The 20,990-nt window shown below is 69.6% G+C and carries 21 protein-coding genes; 11 read left to right on the plus strand and 10 right to left on the minus strand.

Features of this window, described 5'->3' with window-relative positions; genetic code table 11:
• Window positions 1–136: 136 nt before the first annotated feature.
• Window positions 137–1,477: a diaminopimelate decarboxylase gene (lysA, locus tag IEY36_RS17970; protein ID WP_188969219.1), complete on the minus strand. Its 1,341-nt coding sequence runs from the start codon at window positions 1,475–1,477 to the stop codon at window positions 137–139.
• Between the two features lie 235 nt (window positions 1,478–1,712).
• Window positions 1,713–2,045: an FKBP-type peptidyl-prolyl cis-trans isomerase gene (locus IEY36_RS17975; protein ID WP_188969221.1), complete on the minus strand. Its 333-nt coding sequence runs from the start codon at window positions 2,043–2,045 to the stop codon at window positions 1,713–1,715.
• A 133-nt stretch (window positions 2,046–2,178) separates the two neighbouring features.
• On the opposite strand from IEY36_RS17975, the gene IEY36_RS17980 reads away from it, so the two are divergent.
• Genes IEY36_RS17980 through IEY36_RS17990 form a run of 3 tightly spaced genes read left to right on the plus strand, consistent with a single transcriptional unit; the run spans window position 2,179 to window position 5,686 of the window.
• Window positions 2,179–2,787: a DUF938 domain-containing protein gene (locus IEY36_RS17980; RefSeq protein ID WP_188969223.1), complete on the plus strand. Its 609-nt coding sequence runs from the start codon at window positions 2,179–2,181 to the stop codon at window positions 2,785–2,787.
• Window positions 2,787–4,631: a hypothetical protein gene (locus IEY36_RS17985; protein ID WP_188969225.1), complete on the plus strand. Its 1,845-nt coding sequence runs from the start codon at window positions 2,787–2,789 to the stop codon at window positions 4,629–4,631. The genes IEY36_RS17980 and IEY36_RS17985 overlap by 1 nt, the downstream gene beginning before the upstream one ends.
• Window positions 4,632–4,660: 29 nt before the next feature.
• Window positions 4,661–5,686: a glycosyltransferase family 2 protein gene (locus tag IEY36_RS17990; RefSeq protein ID WP_188969227.1), complete on the plus strand. Its 1,026-nt coding sequence runs from the start codon at window positions 4,661–4,663 to the stop codon at window positions 5,684–5,686.
• A gap of 314 nt (window positions 5,687–6,000) precedes the next feature.
• On the opposite strand, the gene IEY36_RS17995 is transcribed toward IEY36_RS17990, so the two are convergent.
• Window positions 6,001–6,618: a Maf family protein gene (locus IEY36_RS17995; protein ID WP_188969229.1), complete on the minus strand. Its 618-nt coding sequence runs from the start codon at window positions 6,616–6,618 to the stop codon at window positions 6,001–6,003.
• Window positions 6,615–7,508, minus strand: coding sequence for a pyruvate, water dikinase regulatory protein (locus tag IEY36_RS18000; RefSeq protein ID WP_188969231.1), 894 nt, complete (start codon window positions 7,506–7,508; stop codon window positions 6,615–6,617). Before IEY36_RS18000 ends, IEY36_RS17995 begins: the two co-directional genes overlap by 4 nt.
• 299 nt (window positions 7,509–7,807) lie before the next feature.
• On the opposite strand from IEY36_RS18000, the gene hemE reads away from it, so the two are divergent.
• Window positions 7,808–8,866 (plus strand): uroporphyrinogen decarboxylase, encoded by a 1,059-nt coding sequence (hemE, locus tag IEY36_RS18005; protein ID WP_188969233.1) that lies wholly within the window; start codon window positions 7,808–7,810, stop codon window positions 8,864–8,866.
• A 192-nt stretch (window positions 8,867–9,058) separates the two neighbouring features.
• Here hemE and IEY36_RS18010 read toward each other — a convergent pair whose 3' ends face one another.
• The 3 genes from IEY36_RS18010 to IEY36_RS18020 all read right to left on the minus strand — a co-directional run bounded on the left by IEY36_RS18010 (window position 9,059) and on the right by IEY36_RS18020 (window position 10,906).
• Window positions 9,059–9,379, minus strand: coding sequence for an AzlD domain-containing protein (locus IEY36_RS18010; protein ID WP_188969235.1), 321 nt, complete (start codon window positions 9,377–9,379; stop codon window positions 9,059–9,061).
• Window positions 9,366–10,004 (minus strand): AzlC family ABC transporter permease, encoded by a 639-nt coding sequence (locus IEY36_RS18015; protein WP_229681400.1) that lies wholly within the window; start codon window positions 10,002–10,004, stop codon window positions 9,366–9,368. Before IEY36_RS18015 ends, IEY36_RS18010 begins: the two co-directional genes overlap by 14 nt.
• Before the next feature lie 110 nt (window positions 10,005–10,114).
• Complete coding sequence (locus IEY36_RS18020) at window positions 10,115–10,906, minus strand: AraC family transcriptional regulator (protein ID WP_229681401.1); 792 nt, start codon at window positions 10,904–10,906, stop codon at window positions 10,115–10,117.
• Window positions 10,907–10,991: 85 nt separating this feature from the next.
• On the opposite strand from IEY36_RS18020, the gene IEY36_RS18025 reads away from it, so the two are divergent.
• Window positions 10,992–12,242 (plus strand): MFS transporter, encoded by a 1,251-nt coding sequence (locus IEY36_RS18025; RefSeq protein WP_188969241.1) that lies wholly within the window; start codon window positions 10,992–10,994, stop codon window positions 12,240–12,242.
• Between the two features lie 100 nt (window positions 12,243–12,342).
• On the opposite strand, the gene IEY36_RS18030 is transcribed toward IEY36_RS18025, so the two are convergent.
• Window positions 12,343–13,317, minus strand: a complete 975-nt coding sequence (locus tag IEY36_RS18030; protein ID WP_188969243.1) for a quinone oxidoreductase family protein — start codon at window positions 13,315–13,317, stop codon at window positions 12,343–12,345.
• Complete coding sequence (locus tag IEY36_RS18035) at window positions 13,317–13,826, minus strand: methylated-DNA--[protein]-cysteine S-methyltransferase (RefSeq protein ID WP_188969245.1); 510 nt, start codon at window positions 13,824–13,826, stop codon at window positions 13,317–13,319. Before IEY36_RS18035 ends, IEY36_RS18030 begins: the two co-directional genes overlap by 1 nt.
• 115 nt (window positions 13,827–13,941) lie before the next feature.
• Here IEY36_RS18035 and IEY36_RS18040 point away from each other — a divergent pair, with 115 nt between their 5' ends.
• From IEY36_RS18040 to IEY36_RS18065, 6 genes are all read left to right on the plus strand, one after another.
• Entirely contained in the window at window positions 13,942–14,295 is a 354-nt protein-coding gene (locus tag IEY36_RS18040) for a (2Fe-2S) ferredoxin domain-containing protein (RefSeq protein WP_188969247.1), read from the plus strand.
• Between the two features lie 100 nt (window positions 14,296–14,395).
• Window positions 14,396–15,712, plus strand: coding sequence for a tRNA uridine-5-carboxymethylaminomethyl(34) synthesis GTPase MnmE (mnmE, locus tag IEY36_RS18045; RefSeq protein WP_188969745.1), 1,317 nt, complete (start codon window positions 14,396–14,398; stop codon window positions 15,710–15,712).
• A gap of 88 nt (window positions 15,713–15,800) precedes the next feature.
• Entirely contained in the window at window positions 15,801–17,669 is a 1,869-nt protein-coding gene (gene mnmG / locus IEY36_RS18050) for a tRNA uridine-5-carboxymethylaminomethyl(34) synthesis enzyme MnmG (RefSeq protein WP_188969249.1), read from the plus strand.
• The gene (gene rsmG / locus IEY36_RS18055) at window positions 17,666–18,277 is read left to right on the plus strand and encodes a 16S rRNA (guanine(527)-N(7))-methyltransferase RsmG (protein ID WP_229681403.1); all 612 of its coding nucleotides are present in this window, start codon (window positions 17,666–17,668) and stop codon (window positions 18,275–18,277) included. The genes mnmG and rsmG overlap by 4 nt, the downstream gene beginning before the upstream one ends.
• A complete protein-coding gene (locus IEY36_RS18060; RefSeq protein ID WP_188969251.1) occupies window positions 18,261–19,076 on the plus strand; it encodes a ParA family protein in 816 nt (271 codons plus the stop codon). The genes rsmG and IEY36_RS18060 overlap by 17 nt, the downstream gene beginning before the upstream one ends.
• Window positions 19,073–19,933, plus strand: coding sequence for a ParB/RepB/Spo0J family partition protein (locus tag IEY36_RS18065; protein ID WP_229681404.1), 861 nt, complete (start codon window positions 19,073–19,075; stop codon window positions 19,931–19,933). The genes IEY36_RS18060 and IEY36_RS18065 overlap by 4 nt, the downstream gene beginning before the upstream one ends.
• A 24-nt stretch (window positions 19,934–19,957) precedes the next feature.
• On the opposite strand, the gene holA is transcribed toward IEY36_RS18065, so the two are convergent.
• Window positions 19,958–20,983 carry a DNA polymerase III subunit delta gene (gene holA, locus IEY36_RS18070; RefSeq protein WP_188969253.1) on the minus strand — a complete coding sequence of 342 codons (1,026 nt, stop codon included), beginning with the start codon at window positions 20,981–20,983 and terminating at the stop codon, window positions 19,958–19,960.
• Window positions 20,984–20,990 lie beyond the last annotated feature (7 nt).

A 20,990-nucleotide genomic window follows, 5' to 3' on the forward strand; every position in this document is an offset into this window, starting at 1 on the left:
GCCAATCGTGCCAGGGTCATGTTGCGCGGTCGGCGCTGCCCGCCATGCCCAACGCCAAGTCGAGGTGTCCAGAGGCCCTTAGGCCTTTGGCGGGGTGGTTTGGAGGGGCGGCGCCCCTCCAATGCCACCGTCGCGTTCACGTCCCGAGCCACGCCGGCACATGCTGCCCATGCAGCAGTGCGTCATGCGTCTGTCGTTGCCGAACCACTGCGAAGCGGGCCCCGTCGACCAGCACCTCGGCCGCCAGCGGCCGGGCGTTGTAGGTGGACGACATCACCGCCCCATAGGCGCCGGCATCGAGGAAGGCGACCGCATCGCCAGTCTCTAGCATCGGCAAAAGCCGCCCTCGAGCGAAGGTGTCGCCGCTCTCGCAGACGGGCCCGACCACTTCCGCCGGCGACAACGGTGCCACGGCCCGCGCGCCGGAGACGGGCACGATGCCGTGCCACGCCTCGTACATGGCTGGCCGCACCAGGTCGTTCATCGCCGCATCCACCACCACGAAGCGATGCGCCGCCCCCTGCTTCTGCAACACGACGGAAGCGAGCAGCACCCCGGCCGGCCCGGCGATCCAGCGGCCGGGTTCCATCATCACCGGCAGGCCGAGTTCGCCCAGCGTGGCGCGGATCGCCCCGGCCAGCGCCTCAGGCGAGGGCGCCGGCTCGTCGCGATAGGGAATGCCAAGGCCACCGCCGCAATCGACGCGCTGCACCGGCAGGCCCTGCAGGCGCAGCGCCTTCACCATCTCGGCGAGCCGCGCATAGGCGGCGCGATAGGCCGACATGCCGGCGGTGATCTGGCTGCCGATATGCGTCGCGATGCCGATCGGCTCGATGCCCGGCATCGTCGCCATGCGGGCGTAGATCTCCATCGCGTCGCCAATGGCGACGCCGAACTTGTTCTCGCTCTTGCCGGTGGTGATCTTGGCGTGGGTCTTGGCGTCGACATCGGGGTTCACGCGAATGGCGACGCGGGCGGTGCGGCCCATCGCGCTGGCAATGGCGGAGATCACCTCGATCTCCTCAACGCTTTCGGCGTTGATCTGGAAGATGTCCTCGGCGAGCGCGTGGCGGATCTCATCGGCCGTCTTGCCGACACCCGAAAACACGATGCCCGAGGCAGGGATGCCGGCGGCGCGGGAGATGCGCAGCTCCCCCTCACTGACCACATCGGCGCCGAGGCCTTCGGCGGCGAGCACGCGCAGCACCGAAAGGTTGTCGTTGCACTTCATCGCGAAATGGATGGTGGCGGTCAGCCCTGCATCGGTCAGCGCGGCTTTCAGCGCCCGGGCGCGGCGGCGCAGCGCACCGGCCGAGTAAACCCAGACGGGGGTGCCGACCTCGGCCGCGATGCGGGCGAGGGGGACATCTTCCATCACCAGCCCGTCCATCGCATGGAGGGTCAGATGCGGGCGAAGCGCCAGAAGCTCCGCGAAGGAGGGGTCGGCGGTGTCAGTCAATGCGAGCGGAGCGGCCATCCCGCCATTGTCGGGATGGCGCCCCGGCTTCGCAAGGCTGGTGACGATACGGCGTCAGGATTCATGCAGCGCACCGGCTCGGCTGCCCTTCGGCCCGATGTGGATGCATCAGGCCGTGAGCGCGAAGCGCGACCGCGTCCAAACCGCCATCCAGCCCCAACGCGCCAGCGCACGGCGCGAAGGCAAGGCCGGCGGATGCCGGCCGCCCGCCGTCTGAGGGCTCAAGAAAACTCCCTCAACCCACGCCGAGCAGCGCCACCTCGAAGATCAGCGTCGCATTGGGCGGGATCACGCCACCCGCGCCACGCGCACCATAGCCGAGCTCGGGCGGGATGATCAGCGTGCGTTCACCGCCCACCTTCATGCCGGCGAAGCCCTGGTCCCAGCCGCCGATCACCTGGCCGACGCCAAGCTGGAATTCGAAGGGCTGGCCGCGGTCGCGGGAGCTGTCGAACTTCGCACCCTTGTTCTCCGGCGCGCTCTCGTCGAACAGCCAGCCGGTGTAGTGCACCTGGATATGCTGGCCTGGCACGGCTTCGGCGCCGGTGCCGATCTTGGTGTCGATCATGGGTTGGTCATGTCCCCTAAGGTGGTTGCGGGAGGCAACCTACACGTCTTGGCGAAACCGCGCTGCGGCCCGTCGGGCACTGTCGCGCCGGTGCCGACTTGCCAGCCCGCGCGCATCGCGGGATGCCTGCCGGATGACCGCACCCGACCCCCGCCGCTTCGCCCCCGCCGTGGCGCGCAATCGTGACCCGCTGCTGGCCGCCATCCGCCCGCTGCTGCCCGAGGCCGGCCTGGTGCTCGAAATCGCCAGCGGCTCCGGCGAGCACGCCGTCCATTTCGCCGCCGCCATGCCCGGGCTGACCTTCCAGCCCAGCGACCCGCAACCCGAGGCGCGGGCGAGCATCGACGCCTGGGTCGCGGCCTCCGGCCTCGCCAATATCCGCCCCGCCATGGCCCTCGACGCCGCCACGCCGGGCTGGCCGATCGCCACCGCCGATGCGGTGGTCTGCATCAACATGATCCACATCGCCCCCTGGTCGGCGACCGAGGGGTTGCTCCGCGGCGCGGCAGCGGTCCTGCCGCCCGGCGCGCCGCTGATCCTCTATGGCCCGTTCCGCCGCGGCGGGGTCCATACCGCCTCCTCCAACGCCGCCTTCGATGACGATCTGCGCGCCCGGGACCCGGCCTGGGGCGTGCGGGACCTCGAAACCGTCGCCGCGCTGGCGGCGGCATGCGGCTTCGGCCCACCCACGGTCATCGAGATGCCGGCGAACAACCTCACCGTCGCGTTCGGGCGCGGCTGATGCCCTTCGCGCGCCAGCTGGACACCGCCATGGCGGCGCTGCGTGCCTGGTCAGGCTCGCCAGTCCTGGCGCTGCTGATGCTCGGTTGCGGTATCGCCTCGATGGTGATGGGCGCGGATCGCGGCTGGGACGCGCAGAACTACCATGTCTACGTGCCCTGGCGGCTGCTGGTGCCGCGCCCGCTCGACATGCTGCCTGCGGGCATGCAGGGCTTCCACAATCCCTTGCCCGACATCCCCTTCGGATGGTTGTTGTTTAAGCTGAACGACTGGCCACGCCTCGTCGCCTTCCTGATGGGGGTGCCGGCCGGGGCGGTGCTCTGGGCTGCCTGGCGCTGCGCGCGGCACATGCTGGCCGATGCGCCGCGGGCCGAAACCCTGGCGTTGCTTGCAACGGTCGGGACGGCCGGCGGCGCGGTGTTCCGCAGCCAGATCGGCACCACCTCGGGCGACGTCGTCACCGGCGGCTTGGTGCTGCTCGGCGTGCTAGCGCTGCTGCGACCGCCGGCTGGGCCTGCATGGCGCGCGGCCGCCTGGGCGGGGCTGGCCTGTGGTGCCGCGATCGGGCTGAAACTGACCAACGCGCCCTTCGCGCCCGCCATTGCGGCCATGGTCGTTGCGACGATCGGTCTGGACCGGCGCCTGCCTCTCGCCCTGCTGGCCTGTACGGCCGGCGGTCTCGCCGGGATGGTGCTGACGGGCGGCTGGTGGGCGGCGCATCTCGCCGCTGCCACCGGCAATCCGATCTTCCCCTATTTCAATGACCTCTTCGACGCCGGCGAGGGCATCCCCCGCGCCGGCCGCGACCTGCAATTCATGCCCGCCACCCTGACCGAGGCCGTGATCCGCCCCTTCCTCTGGGCCGTGTCGGACCTGCCGCGCGTCACCGAGGAACGCATGCGCGACCCGCGCGTGGCCGCCGGGCTGATTGCCGCGCTGCTGCTGCCCTTCCTGCGCGGCGCCCCGGCACGGCGCGCGACGCTGCCGGTCGCCGCCTTCCTGCTGCTGGGCTACGCGCTGTGGCTGCCGATGTTCTCGATCTACCGCTACGCCTTTGTCTTCGAGGCGCTGGCCCCGGCGCTGCTGATCGCGGCGCTGACTGCCTTGCCGGTTCGCGTCGCAACTATCGCCGCTCCCGTCGCCGTCCTGGCCGCCTTCCCGCTCACCAAGCCCGTGCCGGCCCTGCGCGCGCCGCTCACCGATCGATACCTGGCCGTGGATTGGCCCGTCCTTGCCTCCGGCGCCACTGTGCTCGGCACCCGCAAGCCGACGGCCTTCCTCGCCCCTGGCCTGTCGCCGGAAACGGGGCTGTGGAGCCTGACCGGCCTCGCCGAGGTCGGCGGCCCACGCGATCGCGCCGCCCTCGCCGCGTTGCTGGCGGGATCGGCACCGCTCTATGCCGTGGCCCCAGGCGACGGGCAGGGCCTCGACATGCTGGCACCGCTCGGCCTGTCGCCGGCGATGGAGGGCTGTCGGCGCATCTGCACCAACTGGTCCGCTGCCGGCACGGGCCCGCTGGTGTGTCCCTTGTCGCGGGACGGGCGCTCTGAACCCGCGCCCGCACTGCGCCACGCCGGCCCCGCACGGCGACTTTGCGAGGCGGCCGGTCCTGGCCTCGTCAGCGCAGGTCGGCGCGGTTTGCGCGCGACTGGCAATGCATTGCTCGACTTCGGTGCCGAATGCCGGCAAGCGATGGTGGTCGCCCTGGGCGTCGAACGGCTCGATGCGACACCTGCCGCCGAACGCCAACCGGACGGTTCGTTCCGCTTCACCCTACCGGCGGACAGGCTTGTGCGGTTGCATGGCGACGTGGTTCTGGCCGAAGCGCGTTGTATCGGGCAGTGATACCGTCAGTGGTCAGTGGATAGACGAGCATGGCAGCGGCGCAGGATTCAGGCGGCAGGACGGGGGCGCGACGCCGCATCGCCGTACTCATCCCTTGCTACAATGAAGAAGTCGCCGTGCCGCTGGTGATCGCCGCCTTCCGCGAGGCGCTGCCGGGCGCGACCATCTATGTCTACGACAACAATTCCACCGACCGCACGCGGGAGGTCGCCGCCGCCGCCGGCGCCGTGGTTCGCCGCGAGACCCTACAGGGCAAGGGCAATGTCGTCCGCCGCATGTTCGCCGACATCGAGGCCGAAGCCTATGTGCTGGTCGATGGCGACGACACCTACGACGCCACCGCCGCCTCCGAAATGGTACGCCTTCTGCTCACCGATCGGCTCGACATGGTGACCGCCGTCCGCGTCACCGATGCCGAGGCAGGTCTCGCCTATCGTCCGGGCCATCGCTTCGGCAACCGTGTCCTGACCGGCATGGTGCGGCGGATCTTCGGCGATCGCGTCAGCGACATGCTGTCGGGCTATCGCGTCTTCTCCCGCCGCTTCGTGAAATCCTTCCCGGCACTCGCCTCAGGCTTCGAGACCGAGACCGAATTCACCGTCCATGCGCTGGAGCTGCGCCTGCCACTGGGCGAGGTCCGCACGCGATACCAGGAACGACCCGTCGGTTCGGTCAGCAAGCTGAACACCTGGCGCGACGGCATGCGTATCCTGCGCACCATCCTGCTGCTGGTGCAGCGCGAACGGCCGCTGGCGTTCTTTGCCTCCAGCGGCGCGGCACTATTGGTGCTGGCGATCCTGCTCGCCGTGCCGCTGGTGGCGACCTATGTCGAAACCGGCCTGGTACCGCGCTTTCCGACGGCCCTGTTAGCGACCGGACTCGCCATCCTCGCCGCCTTGTCGATGGTGTGCGGGCTGATCCTCGACACCGTGTCACGCGGAAGGCTGGAGGCGCGGGTGCTGGCGTATCTGGCGATTCCGATGGCGGAGGATGATCCGGAGGTCGCCGGAGAGGGTCTCTGCCCCTCTCCGGACCTCACCCCGCCAAAGGCCTAAGGGCCTCTGGACACCTCGAATTGGTGCCGGGCGCGGCTGCCCTGCCAACAAGAATGAAGTCGCTCGGGCACAATGCTCGGCAAGTCGCCGGATGTCGGGCATGGCGCGTGCTCAACTCGGAGTAACTCCCGGCTCGCCCAGCGCCAAGTATCGGTTTCCAAAGGCCGCGGGCCTTTGTTGGGGGAAGGTCCGGAGGGGGCAAAGCCCTCTCCGGTTCCCACCGCTTCACCGCGAAACCTCCGCGCGTATGGGTCATTGCCCCGCCAATGACGACCCTTCGCGCACCGCACCGGGTCTATCCGGGCGCCGCCGCCCTACGACAAAAGCACCCCGTGCTGCCTCAGGAATCCCAGTAGCGCCAGCAGCGGCACGCCGAGAATGGCGGCGTGTTCCCCCTCCACCTTGCTGAACAGCTGCACGCCCGGCCCCTCGATCCGATAGGCGCCCACCGACTGGGTCACCGCCGCCGCCTCCGCGGCCAGATAGACGTCCAGAAAGCTGTCCGAGACGTCGCGCATGGTCAGGCGCGGCACCGCCACATGTTGCCAGATGCGCTGCCCGTGCCGATGGCAGACGATCGCCGTGACCAATTGATGGGTGCGTCCGCGCAAGGCCTGCAATTGTGCCCTGGCAGCGGCCAGGTCCACCGGCTTGTCGAACCACCCCGCCTCGGACACCAGCAACTGATCGCAGCCGATGACCAGCGCCTCGGTATGACGCCGCGCGATACGCTCGGCTTTGGCATCAGCCAACATCAGCGCGGTATCGGCCGCGGGGATCGCCTCGGCCTGGGCCGCTTCCTTGATCGATGCCTCGTCCACCGCGGCGGCGGCGGCCTCGAAGCGCAGGCCGGCGGCTTCGAGCACAGCGCGGCGCGCGCTCGACGCCGAGGCCAATATCAGCCGGGGCGTCGGTGATTGAAAGCCGGTCAAGCCTTGCTGCCCAGCACCGTAGCGGCCGGGTCTTCCGGGGCATGGATCGTCGCCGCGTCCTTGCGCCGGGCATGCCAGGATTCCATCAGCTGCAGGATGGTCGCCGCGGTTTCCTCGATGCTGCGCCGGGTCACGTCGATCACCGGCCAACCGCGCGAGGTGCACAGCCGCCTGGCCGCGATGATCTCCGCCTTGACCGCATCTGGGTCGATGTAATCGGTGGCATCCTGCCGCACGCCGCCGGCTCCGATGATCTTCAACCGATGGCGACGGATGTCGATCAGCGCATTCATGTCGATATGCAGCCCGATGACCGGACAGGGCGGGTTTTCCAACGCCACCGGCAGCGCGGCGCCGGGCACCAGCGGGACATTGGCCGCCTTGATGCCGCGATTGGCGAGATAGAAGCAGGTCGGCGTCTTGGACGACCGCGACACGCCGACGAGCACGACATCGGCATTGTTGATGCCCTGGGTGCCCTGCCCGTCATCATGGGACAGCACGTAGTGCATCGCATCGATGCGGCGGAAATAGTCGGCATCCATCACATGCTGGGCGGCGCGCTTCTCCTTCGCCCGCGCGCCCAGCGTGCCCTGGAGCAATTCCATGATGGCATCGAGCGGCGACAGGCAGGTGACGCCAAGCCGCCCGCAGGTCTCCTCCAGCGCCAGGCGCAGGCTGGAATCGACCAGCGTGTACAGGACAGGGCCGGGCTCATGCTCGATCCCCTCCAGCACGCGGTCGAGCTGGAGGCGCGAGCGCACGAGCGACCAGCGATGATGGATAACGTGATGGTTATCGAACCGCGCCAGGGTGGCGCGGGCGATGGAGTTGAGCGTCTCGCCCGTCGAATCCGAGACGAGATGGAGATTGGTCTGGCGGTTCGTCATCGGTGGAAGGATAGCGTGAATCACTGTGGATGGCGGGGATGGAATCCGGCTTCGGTCGCACCAGCGGGGATAAGTCGACCGGGGCCGCGAGCCCCGCCGGACTCGGTATGAAAGCGCGGCTCTGATGTGCCGGCTGTGGAAAACAGGCCGGAAGGCGCAGCAGGGCTCGGCTCGACGGTGGTCATGGCTGTGGGCCGTTCGCGGGATGGGGCCGGGGCGGATTGCGTCCCCATCTTCCACAGGCCCAACTACTCTCTCAACCTATCAAAGAATCCTTATTCCTTGTTTAAGGGCGCGGTATGGAACGCAATGTCTCGCCGTCACCGGCCAAGCCCCTTCTGCGCGCCCTGAGTGGCGAAGCCGTGTGGCCACCGCCCGCCTGGCTGATGCGCCAGGCCGGCCGCTACCTGCCGGAATATCGCGAGGTGCGTGCCAAGGCTGGTGATTTCATCACGCTCTGCACCACGCCGGCGCTGGCGGCAGAGGTCACCCTCCAGCCGATCCGCCGCTACGGCATGGAAGGCGCGATCCTGTTCTCCGACATCCTGATGGTGCCCTGGGCGCTAGGACAGCCGCTGCGCTTCGCGGAAGGTGAGGGACCGCTGCTCGAACCGCTGCGGGATGCCGAGGCGATCGCCGCCCTCGACCCGGCGACGCTCGTGGCGCGCGTCGCGCCCATTCTCGAGACGGTGGCGCGGGTGCGTGAAAGCCTGGCCACGGAATCGCCGCGCACCACGCTGATCGGCTTCGCTGGCGGGTGCTTCACGGTCGCCTGCTACATGCTCGAAGGCCGGGGCAGCAAGGAATTCCCGGCCGCGCGTGGGCTCGCCTATGCCGACCCGGCGCTGTTCGGGCGGCTGATCCGCACCTTGCAGGATGCCACGGTCGAATACCTGGTCGCGCAGGTCGAAGCGGGCGCCGAGGCGGTGATGCTGTTCGATTCCTGGGCAGGGATGCTCTCGCCGGGCCAGTTCCGCCGCTGGGTCATCGAACCCACCGCCTCCATCACGCGCAGCCTGCGGCGACGCTGCCCGGGCATTCCGATCATTGGCTTCCCGCGCCTCGCGGGGCCGCTGCTGGCTGATTACGCCGCGCGGGCGGGGGTGGATGCCACGGCGATCGACACGGGCATGGACCCTCGCTGGGCGGCTCAGGCGGTGCCATCCACCATGGCGTTGCAGGGCAACCTTGACCCGCTGGCGCTGGTGGCTGGGGGCGCCGCGCTGGAAGCGGAGACCCGTTCGATCCTCGCGGCGATGCGGGGGCGGCCCTACATCTTCAATCTCGGCCATGGGATCGTGCCGCAAACGCCGCCCGAACACGTCACGGCATTGATGCGGATCCTGCGGTCAGCCTGAGGACAGTGGGCCTGATACCAACGGCCGAGTGCTTCGACCGCTAGTAACCGCCTTATCGGGCGCTCGAATGCATTACACCGAAGACCTGCCTGCGGCACGTTGCGCAAAGCTCCGGTTTGCCTGGCCTGCGCCGGATTGCCGGCGGGTCGTATTCGCGGCCTCAGCATGAGTCAGAGCCCCGCGCCGCTCGTATCACACCAGGGCGCGCACGATGAGCATGGTCGTGATGCCAGCGAGCAAGGCTGGCAGCAGCCATTGGCGTTTGGTCAGGCACACCACGACCCCGGTCGCCAGCCCGGCCAGTCGCGCCGCGAGGGGTACATCCGCAAGCGCACCCGCTGGCGAGATGATGGCCAGGGTGACGAAGGCTGCCAGCGTCGCCTGCGCGACGGCGGTTGCCCAGGCGATGGCTGGGTGCTCGGTCGACAGCCCGCCGGCAAGCCAGACACCAGCCAGGCGCAGCCCCAGGCAGATCAGTGCGGTCAGCAATAGGGCAAGGTCAGCCGACGCCACGGCCGCGTCCCAGCAGGAATGCTACCGAGCCGCCCAGCAACCCGGCGGCGAGCAAGGCCATGGCGGGTGGCAGCACGAGCACCAACCCGGCAGCGGCGGCACCGCACAGCACGGCGCGACGCGGCGCCGCCTTGTCGAGATCGGCGGTCAGCAGCAGTGCGTAGTAGAGCGGGTTGACGAAGAGCAGCGCGGCCCGGGCTTCAGCCCCTAGCGCGCCGGCGATGTAGAAGCCGGACAACGCCGCCGTGCCGGCCACGACCCAGGAGGTCATGCCGAAGCCGAGGAACCACCTCACCCGCAGCGAGCGCTCGATGGACGGCAGGGTCCGCATCGCGGCCGCCCAGGGAGTAACGGCAATGAACGGCACGGCAGGCAACAAGCGGCGCCGATCCCCAGCGGTCAGGATCGGCGCGAGCGAGACCGCCATGGGCAGGAACCGGGCATTGACCGCGACGGCACCCATCACCGCCGCACCCACGCCGCCCGCCCAGCCGGCGGCCGCCGCTTGAACCAGCACGAGTTGCCCCGGCATGCCGTAGATGCCCCAGCAGGCAAGCAAGGCCCAGCCCGGCGACAGCCCGGCTTCCTGCACCGCTGCGCCGAAGGCCAGGAACGTCGCCGCCATGGCGACACCGGCGGCACCGAGGGCCTCACGAAGGCCGGGAAGGAAAGCGGAAGTCACGCTGCCATGGTGCGGGCATATGGCCGCCAGGGGAACACCCGGGCTTACCCGGATCAGACCCGGCTCGAGGCGTCCTTGCCACCGGGGGTGCCGCCGAACGCCGCCCGGAACGCCGCACCGAAAGCCGGTGCGCTGGCATAGCCTACGGCGGCGGCGGCGCGGGCCGGGGTGCTGCCGCTGGCCAGCAGGGCGGCAGCCTCGGCCAGACGCAGCGCCTGACGCCAGCGGGCGAAGCCCATACCAGTCTCGGCATGGAACAGGCGGCGCAGGGTGCGTGGGCTGGCGCCGCAGCGGGCGGCCCAATCATCGAGTGTCAGGGTACTGGCGGGGTCGGCACCAAGGGAAGCGGCCAGCCGCTGCAGGCGGGCGTCGCGCGGCTGCGGGACAGCGATCGCCAGCCGGGGTGCACGGCGGATTTCCTCAAGCATCAGGGCAGCGAGGTGCCCCCCTCGGCCGGATTGGTCCCACTCCAGCGGTTCGGCGCACGCGGCAAGGATCAGTTCCCGCAGCAGCGGTGAGACGGACAGCGCAGAGGGTCCGCGCGGCAGGCCATGCGCCGCATCGGCGCGGACGAACAGGGCGCGCATGGCGAGCCCGCGCGGCGCCGAGACCGCATGAGGCAGGCCGCCTGGCAGCCACAGCGCGCGACCGGGCGGGACGGTGTAGCGCTCGGTATCGGTGGTGATGCGCATGATGCCCTCGGTCGCGTAGAGCAGCTGGGCACGCTCATGGGTGTGGCGCGGGATGGCGTCCCCTTCGGCGTAGTCGCGAGCGAAGGCGGCGAGGGGGCGGTCCACCCGGTCATGCGGGATGTCGCGTCGCGGGGCTGGAGCTTGGCCGTTCATCGACATCAATTGGCCTGACGTTGCCATACGGCCGAGGCTAGCCTCCGACGAGGCCAGGGGGGAAGCCCCGGCGAGAGGAAAAGCGATGACACCGGCGCAGCGCCAGGTGGTGTTCATCAACACCGCCCATACCTTCACACATTACTGCCTGCTGATCCTGGCCACGGCCGTGCTGGCGATGGTGACACAGGACCGAGTGATATTCGGCGGGGATTTCGGGCCCGTCCTGGCGCTAGGTACGGCGATGTTCGTCACCTACGGTCTCGGTGCGCTGCCGATGGGCTGGCTGGCCGCGAAGTTCGGGCGGCGGGCGATGATGACGGCGTTCTTCCTCGGCACCGGCTTCTTCATGGCAATGGCCGGCTTGATGCACAGTCCGATCGGGATCGGCGTCGCACTTGGGCTGATGGGTTGCTTCGCGGCGGTGTATCACCCGATTGGCACGGCGGTGCTGGTTGAGGCGGCTGGCGAGAAGGTCGGCCGGGCGATGGGGCTGAACGGGGTATTCGGCAATTTCGGCGTGGCGACGGCGCCGATCGTGACCGCCTTCGTGGCCGCGACGCTGGGCTGGCGCTGGGCGTTCATCCTGCCGGGGATCGCCTGCTTCGTTGTTGGGTTGTTCTACAGCCGGGAGCCGGAATTCGACGCCGTGAAGGCCGGTGGTGGCGCGCGGCCGTTTCCGGAGATACCGCGGTCCGTGGTGCGCCGGGCGGTGATGATCCTGATGGCTATCGCCGCTGTCTCGGGCCTGGTGTTCAACGCCTATACGCTGCTGCTGCCGAAGTTGATGCAGGAGCGGCTGGCCAATAGCCCGGATCTGCTGCCGGTGGTGGGTCTGCTTGCCTTCCTGGCGACGATCTGCGGTGGGCTGACGCAGTTCACCGTCGGGCGGATGATCGACAGCCGGACCTTGAAGATGGTGTTCCTGCCGCTCGGCGTGGCGGTGGTGCCCGGCCTGCTGGCACTGTCCTTCCTCGATGGTTGGCTGGTGCTGCCGGTGGCCGGGCTGGTCGCCGCCTGTGTGTTCGGCCAGGTGACGGTGAATGAGACGATGACCGCGCGCTACGTGGCGCCTGAACTGCGGGCGAAACTGTATTCCATTCGCTTCACGGTCGGCTTCATCGGCGCGGCCGTTGCCTCCCCGTTGATGGGCTACCTGTACGAAGCGACCGGGTCGCTGGCCGTGGCAATGGTGGTGCTGGCGGGCGTGGCGACGGTGACGCTGATCTGCGCATTTGCCTTCCCCGACCGCCCCGAGGAGTTGCGGCCTGAATTGTGGGCGCAGGCACCGGAATTCGAGCGCGCCCGCGGCGCCATAGCCCAGGCGGCAGAATAGCGTGGCGCCCTCGCCATGATGGGCGAGACGACCGCGTCAGACAGTCCTGCCGAAAGACAAGAACAGGAGGGGGTCCGGGGGAGTTCTCTCCCCCGCGCAGTCACGGAATAAGGACGGTGCTGCCCGTGGTCTTGCGCGCTTCCAGCGCACGATGCGCGTCGGCGGCGTCCTTCAGTGCGAAGGTCTGGTTCACCCGGATCTGCACCGCGCCCGAGCTCACCACCTCGAACAAATCGTTGGCGCGGGCGATGAGGTCTTCGTGCTTTGCGGTGTAGGTCGCGAGCGTCGGCCGCGTCAGATAGAGCGACCCCTTCGCAGCCAGGATCCCAAGATCGGGCACCGCCACCGGCCCCGAGGCATTGCCGTAGGAGACGAGCATGCCGAAGGGGGCGAGGCAGTCGAGCGAGACGTTGAAGCTGTCACGCCCCACACTGTCGAAGACGACGGGCAGCATGGCGCCGCCGGTGATTTCCTTGACCCGGGCGGGGACGTCGTCGGTGGTCAGCAGCGCGTGGGTGACGCCATGGGCGCGCGCGAGGGTGGCCTTCTCCTCGGTGCCGACGACGCCGATAACGGTGCAGCCGAGATGCTTGAGCCACTGGCACATGATGAGGCCGACGCCGCCGGCCGCGGCGTGGACCAGCACGGTCTGGCCGGGCTGCACGGGGTAGCACTTCTTGATCAGGAAGGCGGCGGTCATGCCCTGGAGCATCATCGCGGCGGCCTGCTCGAAACCGATGGCGTCGGGCATCCTCACCAGGCGGTCGGCCTTGAGGCAGCGCGCTTCAGCATAGGCGCCGATCGGGCCGGTGGCGTAGGCGACGCGGTCACCGACGGCGACTTCAGTGACACCCTCGCCGACGGCCTCGACGATGCCAGAGGCCTCCATGCCGATGATGGCGGGCAGGGAGGGCGCCTTGTAGAGGCCGGTGCGGAAATAGACGTCGATGAAGTTCAGGCCGACCGCCTTGTGGCGGATGAGGGCCTCGCCGGGCTTGGGGGATGGAAGGGGGATATCGTCCCACACCATCTTCTCGGGGCCGCCGGTTTCATGGATACGGATGGCGTGGGTCATTACGAACGACTCCGTCGCTGGGCCGGCCTGGCGGCGGCCATGAAAAGGGTATCAGCCTCAGGCGCGGTGCGCTCGAGGTCGAGCAGGTAACGCTTGGTAGCCGCTCCCTCGCCGCCCGAATAGCCGCCGAGCGCGCCATTGGCCGCGACCACACGGTGGCAGGGGATCAAGATCGGGATGGGGTTGGCGCCATTGGCCTGACCAATGGCGCGGGGCGCCCGGCAGCCGACCTGCTGGGCGATATCGAGGTAGGACCGTGTCTGCCCGGCCGGGATGGTGCAGAGCGCGTCCCAGACCTTGCGTTGGAAGGCGGTGCCGTGGGGGGCAAGCGGCAGGTCGAATGCTGTCCGGGTGCCGTCGAAGTAGTCCTGCAACTGGTCGCGGGCGCGGAGCAGAAGGGGGGTTGGTTCCTGGTCCCGGCCGCGGCCCCAATCGAGAGCGACGATGGCGCCGTCCTCCTCGGACAGCGTCAGGTCCCCCAGCGGGGTATGGAGGGAGAGTTGAGGCATGGCTGTGTCGGGACAGACACCCTCAAGCGGGGGCCGTCAAGCGCGACGATAGGCGGGTTGGAGGAGGCGAGACGCACCGCTACATGCAGGATCTGCCCACCCCGGAGGCCACCGCGTGACCGAAGCTGATCCGCCGCCCTTCTATGCCGCGCATATCTTTGTCTGCACCAACCGCCGGGCCGAAAACCACCCGCGCGGTTCCTGTGCGGCACGGGGGTCGGAGAAGCTGCGGGACTATATGAAAGCCCGCGCCAAGGAGCTGAAGATCCCGGATATCCGGGTCAACACCGCCGGCTGTCTGGAGCGGTGCGAGTTCGGGCCGGCCATGGTGATCTACCCCGAGGGGGTCTGGTACCGGCCGACCAGCGTCGAGGATGTCGAGGAGATCCTCCAGGTGCACGTCGTGGGAGGGGGTCGGGTCAGGCGCGTGATGTTGACCGAGAAGGACGTGCCGCCGCCGAAGGGGTGACAAGGGTGTTTCACGTGGAACAGAAGTGCGGGGGAGAGAACTTCCCCGGGCCCCCTCCTTCTTCTGTCGGGACGTCCGGCCGATGGCCGGCCGCGGCGCGATGAACACGGCGGATACGATCTTCGCTTTGGCGAGCGGGGGAGGGCGCGGGGCGATTGCGGTGCTTCGCATGTCGGGGCCCGCGGCGGGAATGGCGCTGGCGGCGCTGGCGGGCGGGCTGCCGAAGTCGCGGATGGCCAGTCTGCGCCGACTGCGCGATGAAGCCGGCGAGGTGTTGGACCAGGCGCTGGTGCTTTGGTTCCCAGGGCCGCATTCCTACACCGGAGAGGATAGCGCCGAACTGCACTTGCATGGTGGGCCCGCGGTGGTCGCCGCTGTGGCCGGGGCGCTGGCGGCGCTCGGCGCACGGCCTGCCGAACCGGGTGAGTTCACCCGCCGCGCCTTCCTGAACGGGCGGATGGATTTGACGGCGGCCGAAGGCGTTGCCGACCTCGTTGCCGCCGAGACTGATGCACAGCGTCGCCAGGCTCTGCGCCAGGTAGACGGCGCGCTGGCGACGCTGACCGGCGCCTGGGCCGGGCGATTGACGCGGCTTCTGGCTCATCAGGAAGCGGCAATCGAATTCGCCGAGGATGACCTGCCGACGGATCTCGGTGACCAGGCCCGTGCCGGCGCGGTCGCGCTGCGAGCCGAGATCGAGCAGCATCTCGCCGATGGCGGTCGGGGTGAACGGCTGCGCGAAGGGGTGCTGGTCGCGATCCTCGGGGCCCCAAATGCGGGCAAGTCGTCCTTGTTGAATGCGCTGGTGGGGCGGGAGGCGGCGATCGTCTCGGCACGGGCGGGCACCACGCGCGATGTGGTCGAGGTGCGGCTCGACCTGGCCGGGGTGCCGGTCACGCTGGCCGACACCGCCGGGCTGCGCGAGGCGGGTGACGAGATCGAACAGGAAGGCATCCGGCGCGCGCACCGACGGGCGGAGGAGGCCGATCTGGTGCTCGCGGTCTTTGCCACCGATGCCCCGCCGGATGCCGAGACCCTGGCCTGGGTGACGCCCGCCGCTCTGGTGGTGGCGAACAAGGTGGATCTGCGATCGGCGCCGGCAACGATTGGTGGGGTCGTGCCGCTGGCGATCTCGGCCCGTAGCGGGGAGGGTCTGGATGCCCTGCGGGCCGCGTTGTCGGCCGCGGCGGTGCGACTGGCCGGGGCGGGTGACGCGGCCTTGCTGACGCGCCCACGCCACCGTGCCGCGCTGACGGAAGCAAGCGCCTGGTTGGCGGAGGCGGAAGCGGCGGCACTTCCCGAACTGGGTTCGGAGGCTTTGCGCGCAGCGCTGCGGGCGCTTGGCCGTCTGACCGGTCAAGTCGGCGTCGAAGCCATCCTGGACGTCGTCTTCCGCGATTTCTGCATCGGCAAGTGACCTCCACCGAGGGCAGAATCGCAAAAGAAGGTGGGGGTTCGAGGGAGTTCTCTCCCCCGACCTTGCTGCCTGTCCTATACCCACCCTCATGAACCAGATGTTCGACGTCATTGTCATCGGCGGCGGCCATGCCGGCTGCGAGGCCGCAGCCGGCGCAGCGCGCTGCGGCGCGCGCACGCTGCTGCTGACGCACAAGATCGAGACGATTGGCGAGATGTCCTGCAACCCCGCCATTGGTGGGGTCGGTAAAGGTCACCTGGTGCGCGAGGTCGATGCGCTCGACGGCATCATGGCCCGTGCCGCCGATGCGGCCGCCATTCACGTGAAGACGCTGAACCGGTCCAAGGGGCCGGCGGTGCGTGGCCCGCGGGCGCAGGCTGACCGCAAGCTGTACCGAGCCGCCATACGCGGCCTGCTGGAGGCGCAGCCCGGCCTGACCATTCTGGCCGCCGCCGCCGAGGGGATCGAGACCGCCGCCGATGGCGGCATCGCCGCCGTGCTGACCGGCGATGGGCGACGCATCGCCTGCGGGGCACTGGTGGTGACGACTGGCACCTTCCTGCGTGGCGAGATCCATATCGGCGAACGGCGCATCCCGGCGGGCCGCGTGGGCGATGCGCCGGCGGTCGGCCTGGCGCTGGCGTTCGAGCGCCTGGGCTTGCCTCTGGCGCGGCTGAAGACCGGCACGCCGCCGCGGCTGGATGGCCGGACCATTGCCTGGGATGAGTTGGAAGCCCAGCCGGGTGATGACCCGCCCGAGCCGCTGTCATGGATGACGGAACGGATCACAAACCGCCAGGTGGTCTGTGGCATCACCTCGACGACGCCAGCGACGCACGCGCTGATCCGGGCGAACCTGCATCAGAGCGCCGTCTATGGCGGCCGTATCCAGGGGGTGGGCCCGCGCTATTGCCCGTCCATTGAGGACAAGGTGGTGCGTTTTGCCGAGCGGGAGCGCCACCAGGTGTTCCTGGAGCCTGAGGGCCTGGATGACGACACTGTCTACCCGAACGGCATCTCGACCAGCCTGCCGGAGGATGTGCAGGCAGCGATGATCGCTACCATGCCAGGGCTGCGGAACGCACGCATTGTGCGGCCCGGCTACGCCATCGAATACGACCATGTCGATCCACGGGCGCTGTCTCCGGCGCTGGAGGTCCGGTCGGTGCCGCGACTGTTCCTGGCCGGGCAGATCAACGGCACGACGGGCTATGAGGAAGCCGCCGCACAGGGGCTGATGGCGGGGCTCAATGCGGCGGCGCGGGCCTCGGGCGGTACGGCCAACCGCGTGCTGACGCGAGGCGAGGCCTATGTCGGCGTGCTCGTGGATGACCTGGTGCTGCAGGGTGTGTCCGAACCGTACCGGATGCTGACGGCGCGGGCGGAACATCGGCTGGTGCTGCGTGCCGACAATGCGGGGCTGCGGCTGACTGAGACGGGCATCGCCTGGGGCTGCGTGGGCCCGGAGCGCGCGGCACGGCACCAGGCGTTCGCCGCGGCTGTCACGGACGCCCTCGCGCGGGCGCGGAGCGACTCGGCAACCCCGGCGGCCCTCGCCACCGGCGGCATCGCCATGAACCAGGACGGCAAGCGGCGCAGCGTGCTGGAGGTACTCGCCCTGCCCGGGATCGATCCTGCGCTGGTGGATGCCGCCTTCCCGTGGCTGCGCGACCTGGCCCCGGCGTTGCGCTCGCAATTGGAGGCCGAGGCGCTTTACGCACCCTATCTCCGGCGGCAGGAGGCCGAGATGCGCCTGCTCGAACGCGAGGAGCGGATGCATATTCCGGACAACCTCGACTTCACCGTCGTGCCTGGCCTGTCCTCCGAAATGCGCCAGCGCCTTTCCGCCGCCCGCCCGGCCACGCTCGGTTCGGCCGGGCGCCTGCCCGGCATCACGCCGGCCGCGATCGCCGCCCTGGCCGTGGCCCTGCGCCGGGAGGGGGCACGTTCCACGTGAAACATCCGATACCGCCGCTGCCCGCCGACCCGGCACGGGATGCGCGGCTCGCGACCTTCCGTGACCTGCTGCTGCGTTGGAACGCGACGATCAACCTCGTCGCTGGCAAGACGGCGGCCGAGGTCGACCAGCGTCACATCGCCGACAGCCTGCAACTGGTCCCGCTGCTGCCCGCCGACGGCCCGATCGCCGACCTCGGTTCGGGCGGCGGCCTACCCGGCATCGTTATCGCCGCCGCCTTGCCGGAACGCGACATCCACCTCGTCGAATCCGACCGCCGCAAATGCGCCTTCCTCATCGAAGCCGCCGGCACGCTGAAATTGTTGCGGGTGACGGTGCATCCGAAGCGGATCGAACAGGCCAGCCTGCCTCCGCTCGCCGCGCTGACCGCACGCGCCCTCGCCCCGCTCGACATACTGCTCGGATTCGCCGCGCAATTCCTCGCCCCGGGCGGCGTCTCGATCCTGCCAAAAGGCCGCACAGCCGAGCAGGAGTTGACGAGCGCTGCCGCACACTGGCACTTCACCCCCGAGCGGTTCGAAAGCCGCACGGACCCCGAGGCCACCATCCTCCGCCTGAGCGAGATCCGCCGTGTCCGCGACGCCTAACCGTGCGCCCCCCCGTATCATCGCCCTCGCCAACCAGAAAGGTGGCGTCGGGAAAACCACGACCGCCATCAACCTCGGTACCGCGCTCGCCACCAAGCGCCGCGTGCTCCTGATCGACATGGACCCGCAGGGCAATGCCTCAACCGGCCTCGGCATCTCCCGCCAGGACCGCGGTGCGGGCTCCTATGCATTGCTGACCGGCGAACGCCCGCTGCGCGACCTGCTACGCCCCACCAAGATCCCCAACCTGACCCTGCTGCCAGCCGACCCCGAACTGGCCGGTGCCGAAATCGAACTAGTCGGCCTCGAGAACCGCGAACGCCGCCTGCGCGACGCGCTCACCACCCAGGCCGATGCATTGGCCGGCACCGAAATCATCCTGATCGACTGCCCGCCCTCGCTCGGCCTACTGACGCTCAACGCCCTGGTCGCCGCCACCTCCGTGCTAGTGCCGCTGCAGACCGAGTTCTTTGCCCTGGAAGGCGTCTCCCAGATCACCCGCACGGTCGAACGGGTGAAGCGTGCCCTGAATCCCGCGCTGGAACTCGAAGGCATCGTCCTGACTATGTTTGATAAGCGCAACAACCTGTCGGAACTCGTCGCCGCTGATGTGCGCGCCTTCTTCGGCGCCAAGGTCTATGCCACCGTCATCCCGCGCAACGTCCGCATCAGCGAGGCGCCCTCGCATGGCCTGCCGGTGATCCTCTACGACCACCGCTCCGCCGGCGCGCAGGCCTATATCGACCTCGCCTCGGAACTGCTGAAGCGCGAACGCCGCGCCAGGAAATCGGCCGCATGAAGAAGCCCACCCGCCTCGGCATGGGCCTGTCCGCCCTGATGGGCGACAACCAAGCCCCACCCTCGGTCACCGCCCCCACTGGCGCCCCGCGCACGCTGCCCGTCGAGGCGCTGGAACCGAGCCCCTTCCAGGCACGCTCTACGCCCGACCCGGCAGCGCTCGCGGAACTCGCAGCCTCCATCCTCGAGCACGGCATCCTGCAGCCCATCCTGGTGCGCCCGAAGCCGGGCGGCGCGGGCAAGTTCCAGATCCTCGGCGGCGAGCGCCGCTGGCGTGCCGCCCAGCAGGCCAAGCTGCACGACGTGCCGGTTGTCATCCGCGACCTCGATGATCGTGCCGCCATGGCCGCCGGCCTGGTCGAGAACCTCCAGCGCGAGGATCTCAACGCGCTTGAGGAAGCCGAAGGCTATGCCCGCCTGCTCAGCGAATTCGGCCTGAAGCAGGAAGGCCTCGGCCAGGCGGTCGGCAAGTCGCGCAGCCATGTCGCCAACACGCTGCGCCTGCTCAACTTGCCGCCCCGCGTGCGGGACATGCTGCGCGGCGGCGCCCTGTCCGCCGGCCACGCCCGCGCCCTGCTCGGCGCCGACGACCCCGAACGCCTTGCCGGCGTCGTCGTGGTGCGGGGCTTGTCGGTCCGCCAGACGGAAGCCCTCGCCGCAGCCACCCCACGCGACCCCACCGCGCGGCGCGCCGCGAAACAGGACCCAGACACGGCGGCGCTCGAACGGCGGCTGACGGAACGGCTTGGGCTGAAGGTCGGCATCAAGACCGCCGGCAAGGGCGGCCAAGTGATGATCAACTACCGCGACCTCGACCAGCTTGAAGGCGTATTGCGGCTGCTCGACCCGGAGATGTGAACCGCGGTCGAGGCCCGGTCTGCCTCACCCGCGCCTCGCCCGCACCGCCTCCCGCGCCAGGCCCATCACCGCCGCCCGCGCCACTGTCACGTCCGGAATCCCCGTCGTCTTAGTGCCGCGTTCCGCCTCCAGCAGCGCCGCCCCGGCGGCCGCCAGCATCTCCGGCCGCCACAGCCGCAGCGCCCGTTCAAAGGACGGTCGGGACTTAAAGAAAACCGGCGGCCGCAGCCCGTCCAGCGCATCCTTGGCCGAAGCCCCGCTCGCCATCGCCAGCGCCGCCACTTCCAGCCGCTGCACATGCCGCATCGCCAGCCGCACCACCTGCACCGCGGCCGCCCCTTCGGCGAAGGCCGCGTCCAGCGCCCGGTCCGCGCGCGCCGCCTCGCCTTCCGTCGCCGCCAGCAGCGCGGCGTCGAGGTCGAGCGTTGACCCCTCGGACAGCGAGGCGAGCGCATCTTCCTCGCCTACCCGCCCGCAGGCGCCGACATACAGCGCCACCTTCTCGCATTCGCGCCGCATGATCAGCCGGTCCTCGCCCAGCCGCTGCGCCATCCAGGCGATGGCGCCAGGTTCCGCCGTCACCCCATACTCGCGCAGCACCGCGACGATCGAAGCCTCCAGCGCCGCGCCGGTCTCCGGATAACAGGCGATCACCGCGGCTTCCGGCCCGGCCTTCTCCAACGCCGCGCGCAGCCCCTTGCGGCCATCCAGCGACCCGCCCTCGAGCAACACGACACCCGGACCCGACCCGGCCAGGACGGCCTTGGCGGCAGTCGCCAGCCCGTCCGTGGCATCGCGCACGCGCACCAGCCGCCGACCGCCGGTCAGCGCCGGCGTCGCGGCCTCGGCGGCGAGCAGCGTCGCGTCCTTCGCCGCGGCCTCGCGCGTCAATTCGACCAAACGGAAGGGATCGTCCCCGGCGATGGCGCGGGTCAGCATGTCGCCCCGCTCGCGCACCAACCCGGTATCCTCGCCGAAGATCAGCACCACCCGCGCCGCGCCCGGATCGGTCAGGAAGGCATGGATGCGGCGCGCGTCGAGCTTCGCCATGGAGGGC

Origin of the sequence: Neoroseomonas lacus, assembly GCF_014644535.1 — a bacterium.
Classification (GTDB): Bacteria; Pseudomonadota; Alphaproteobacteria; order Acetobacterales; family Acetobacteraceae; genus Neoroseomonas; species Neoroseomonas lacus.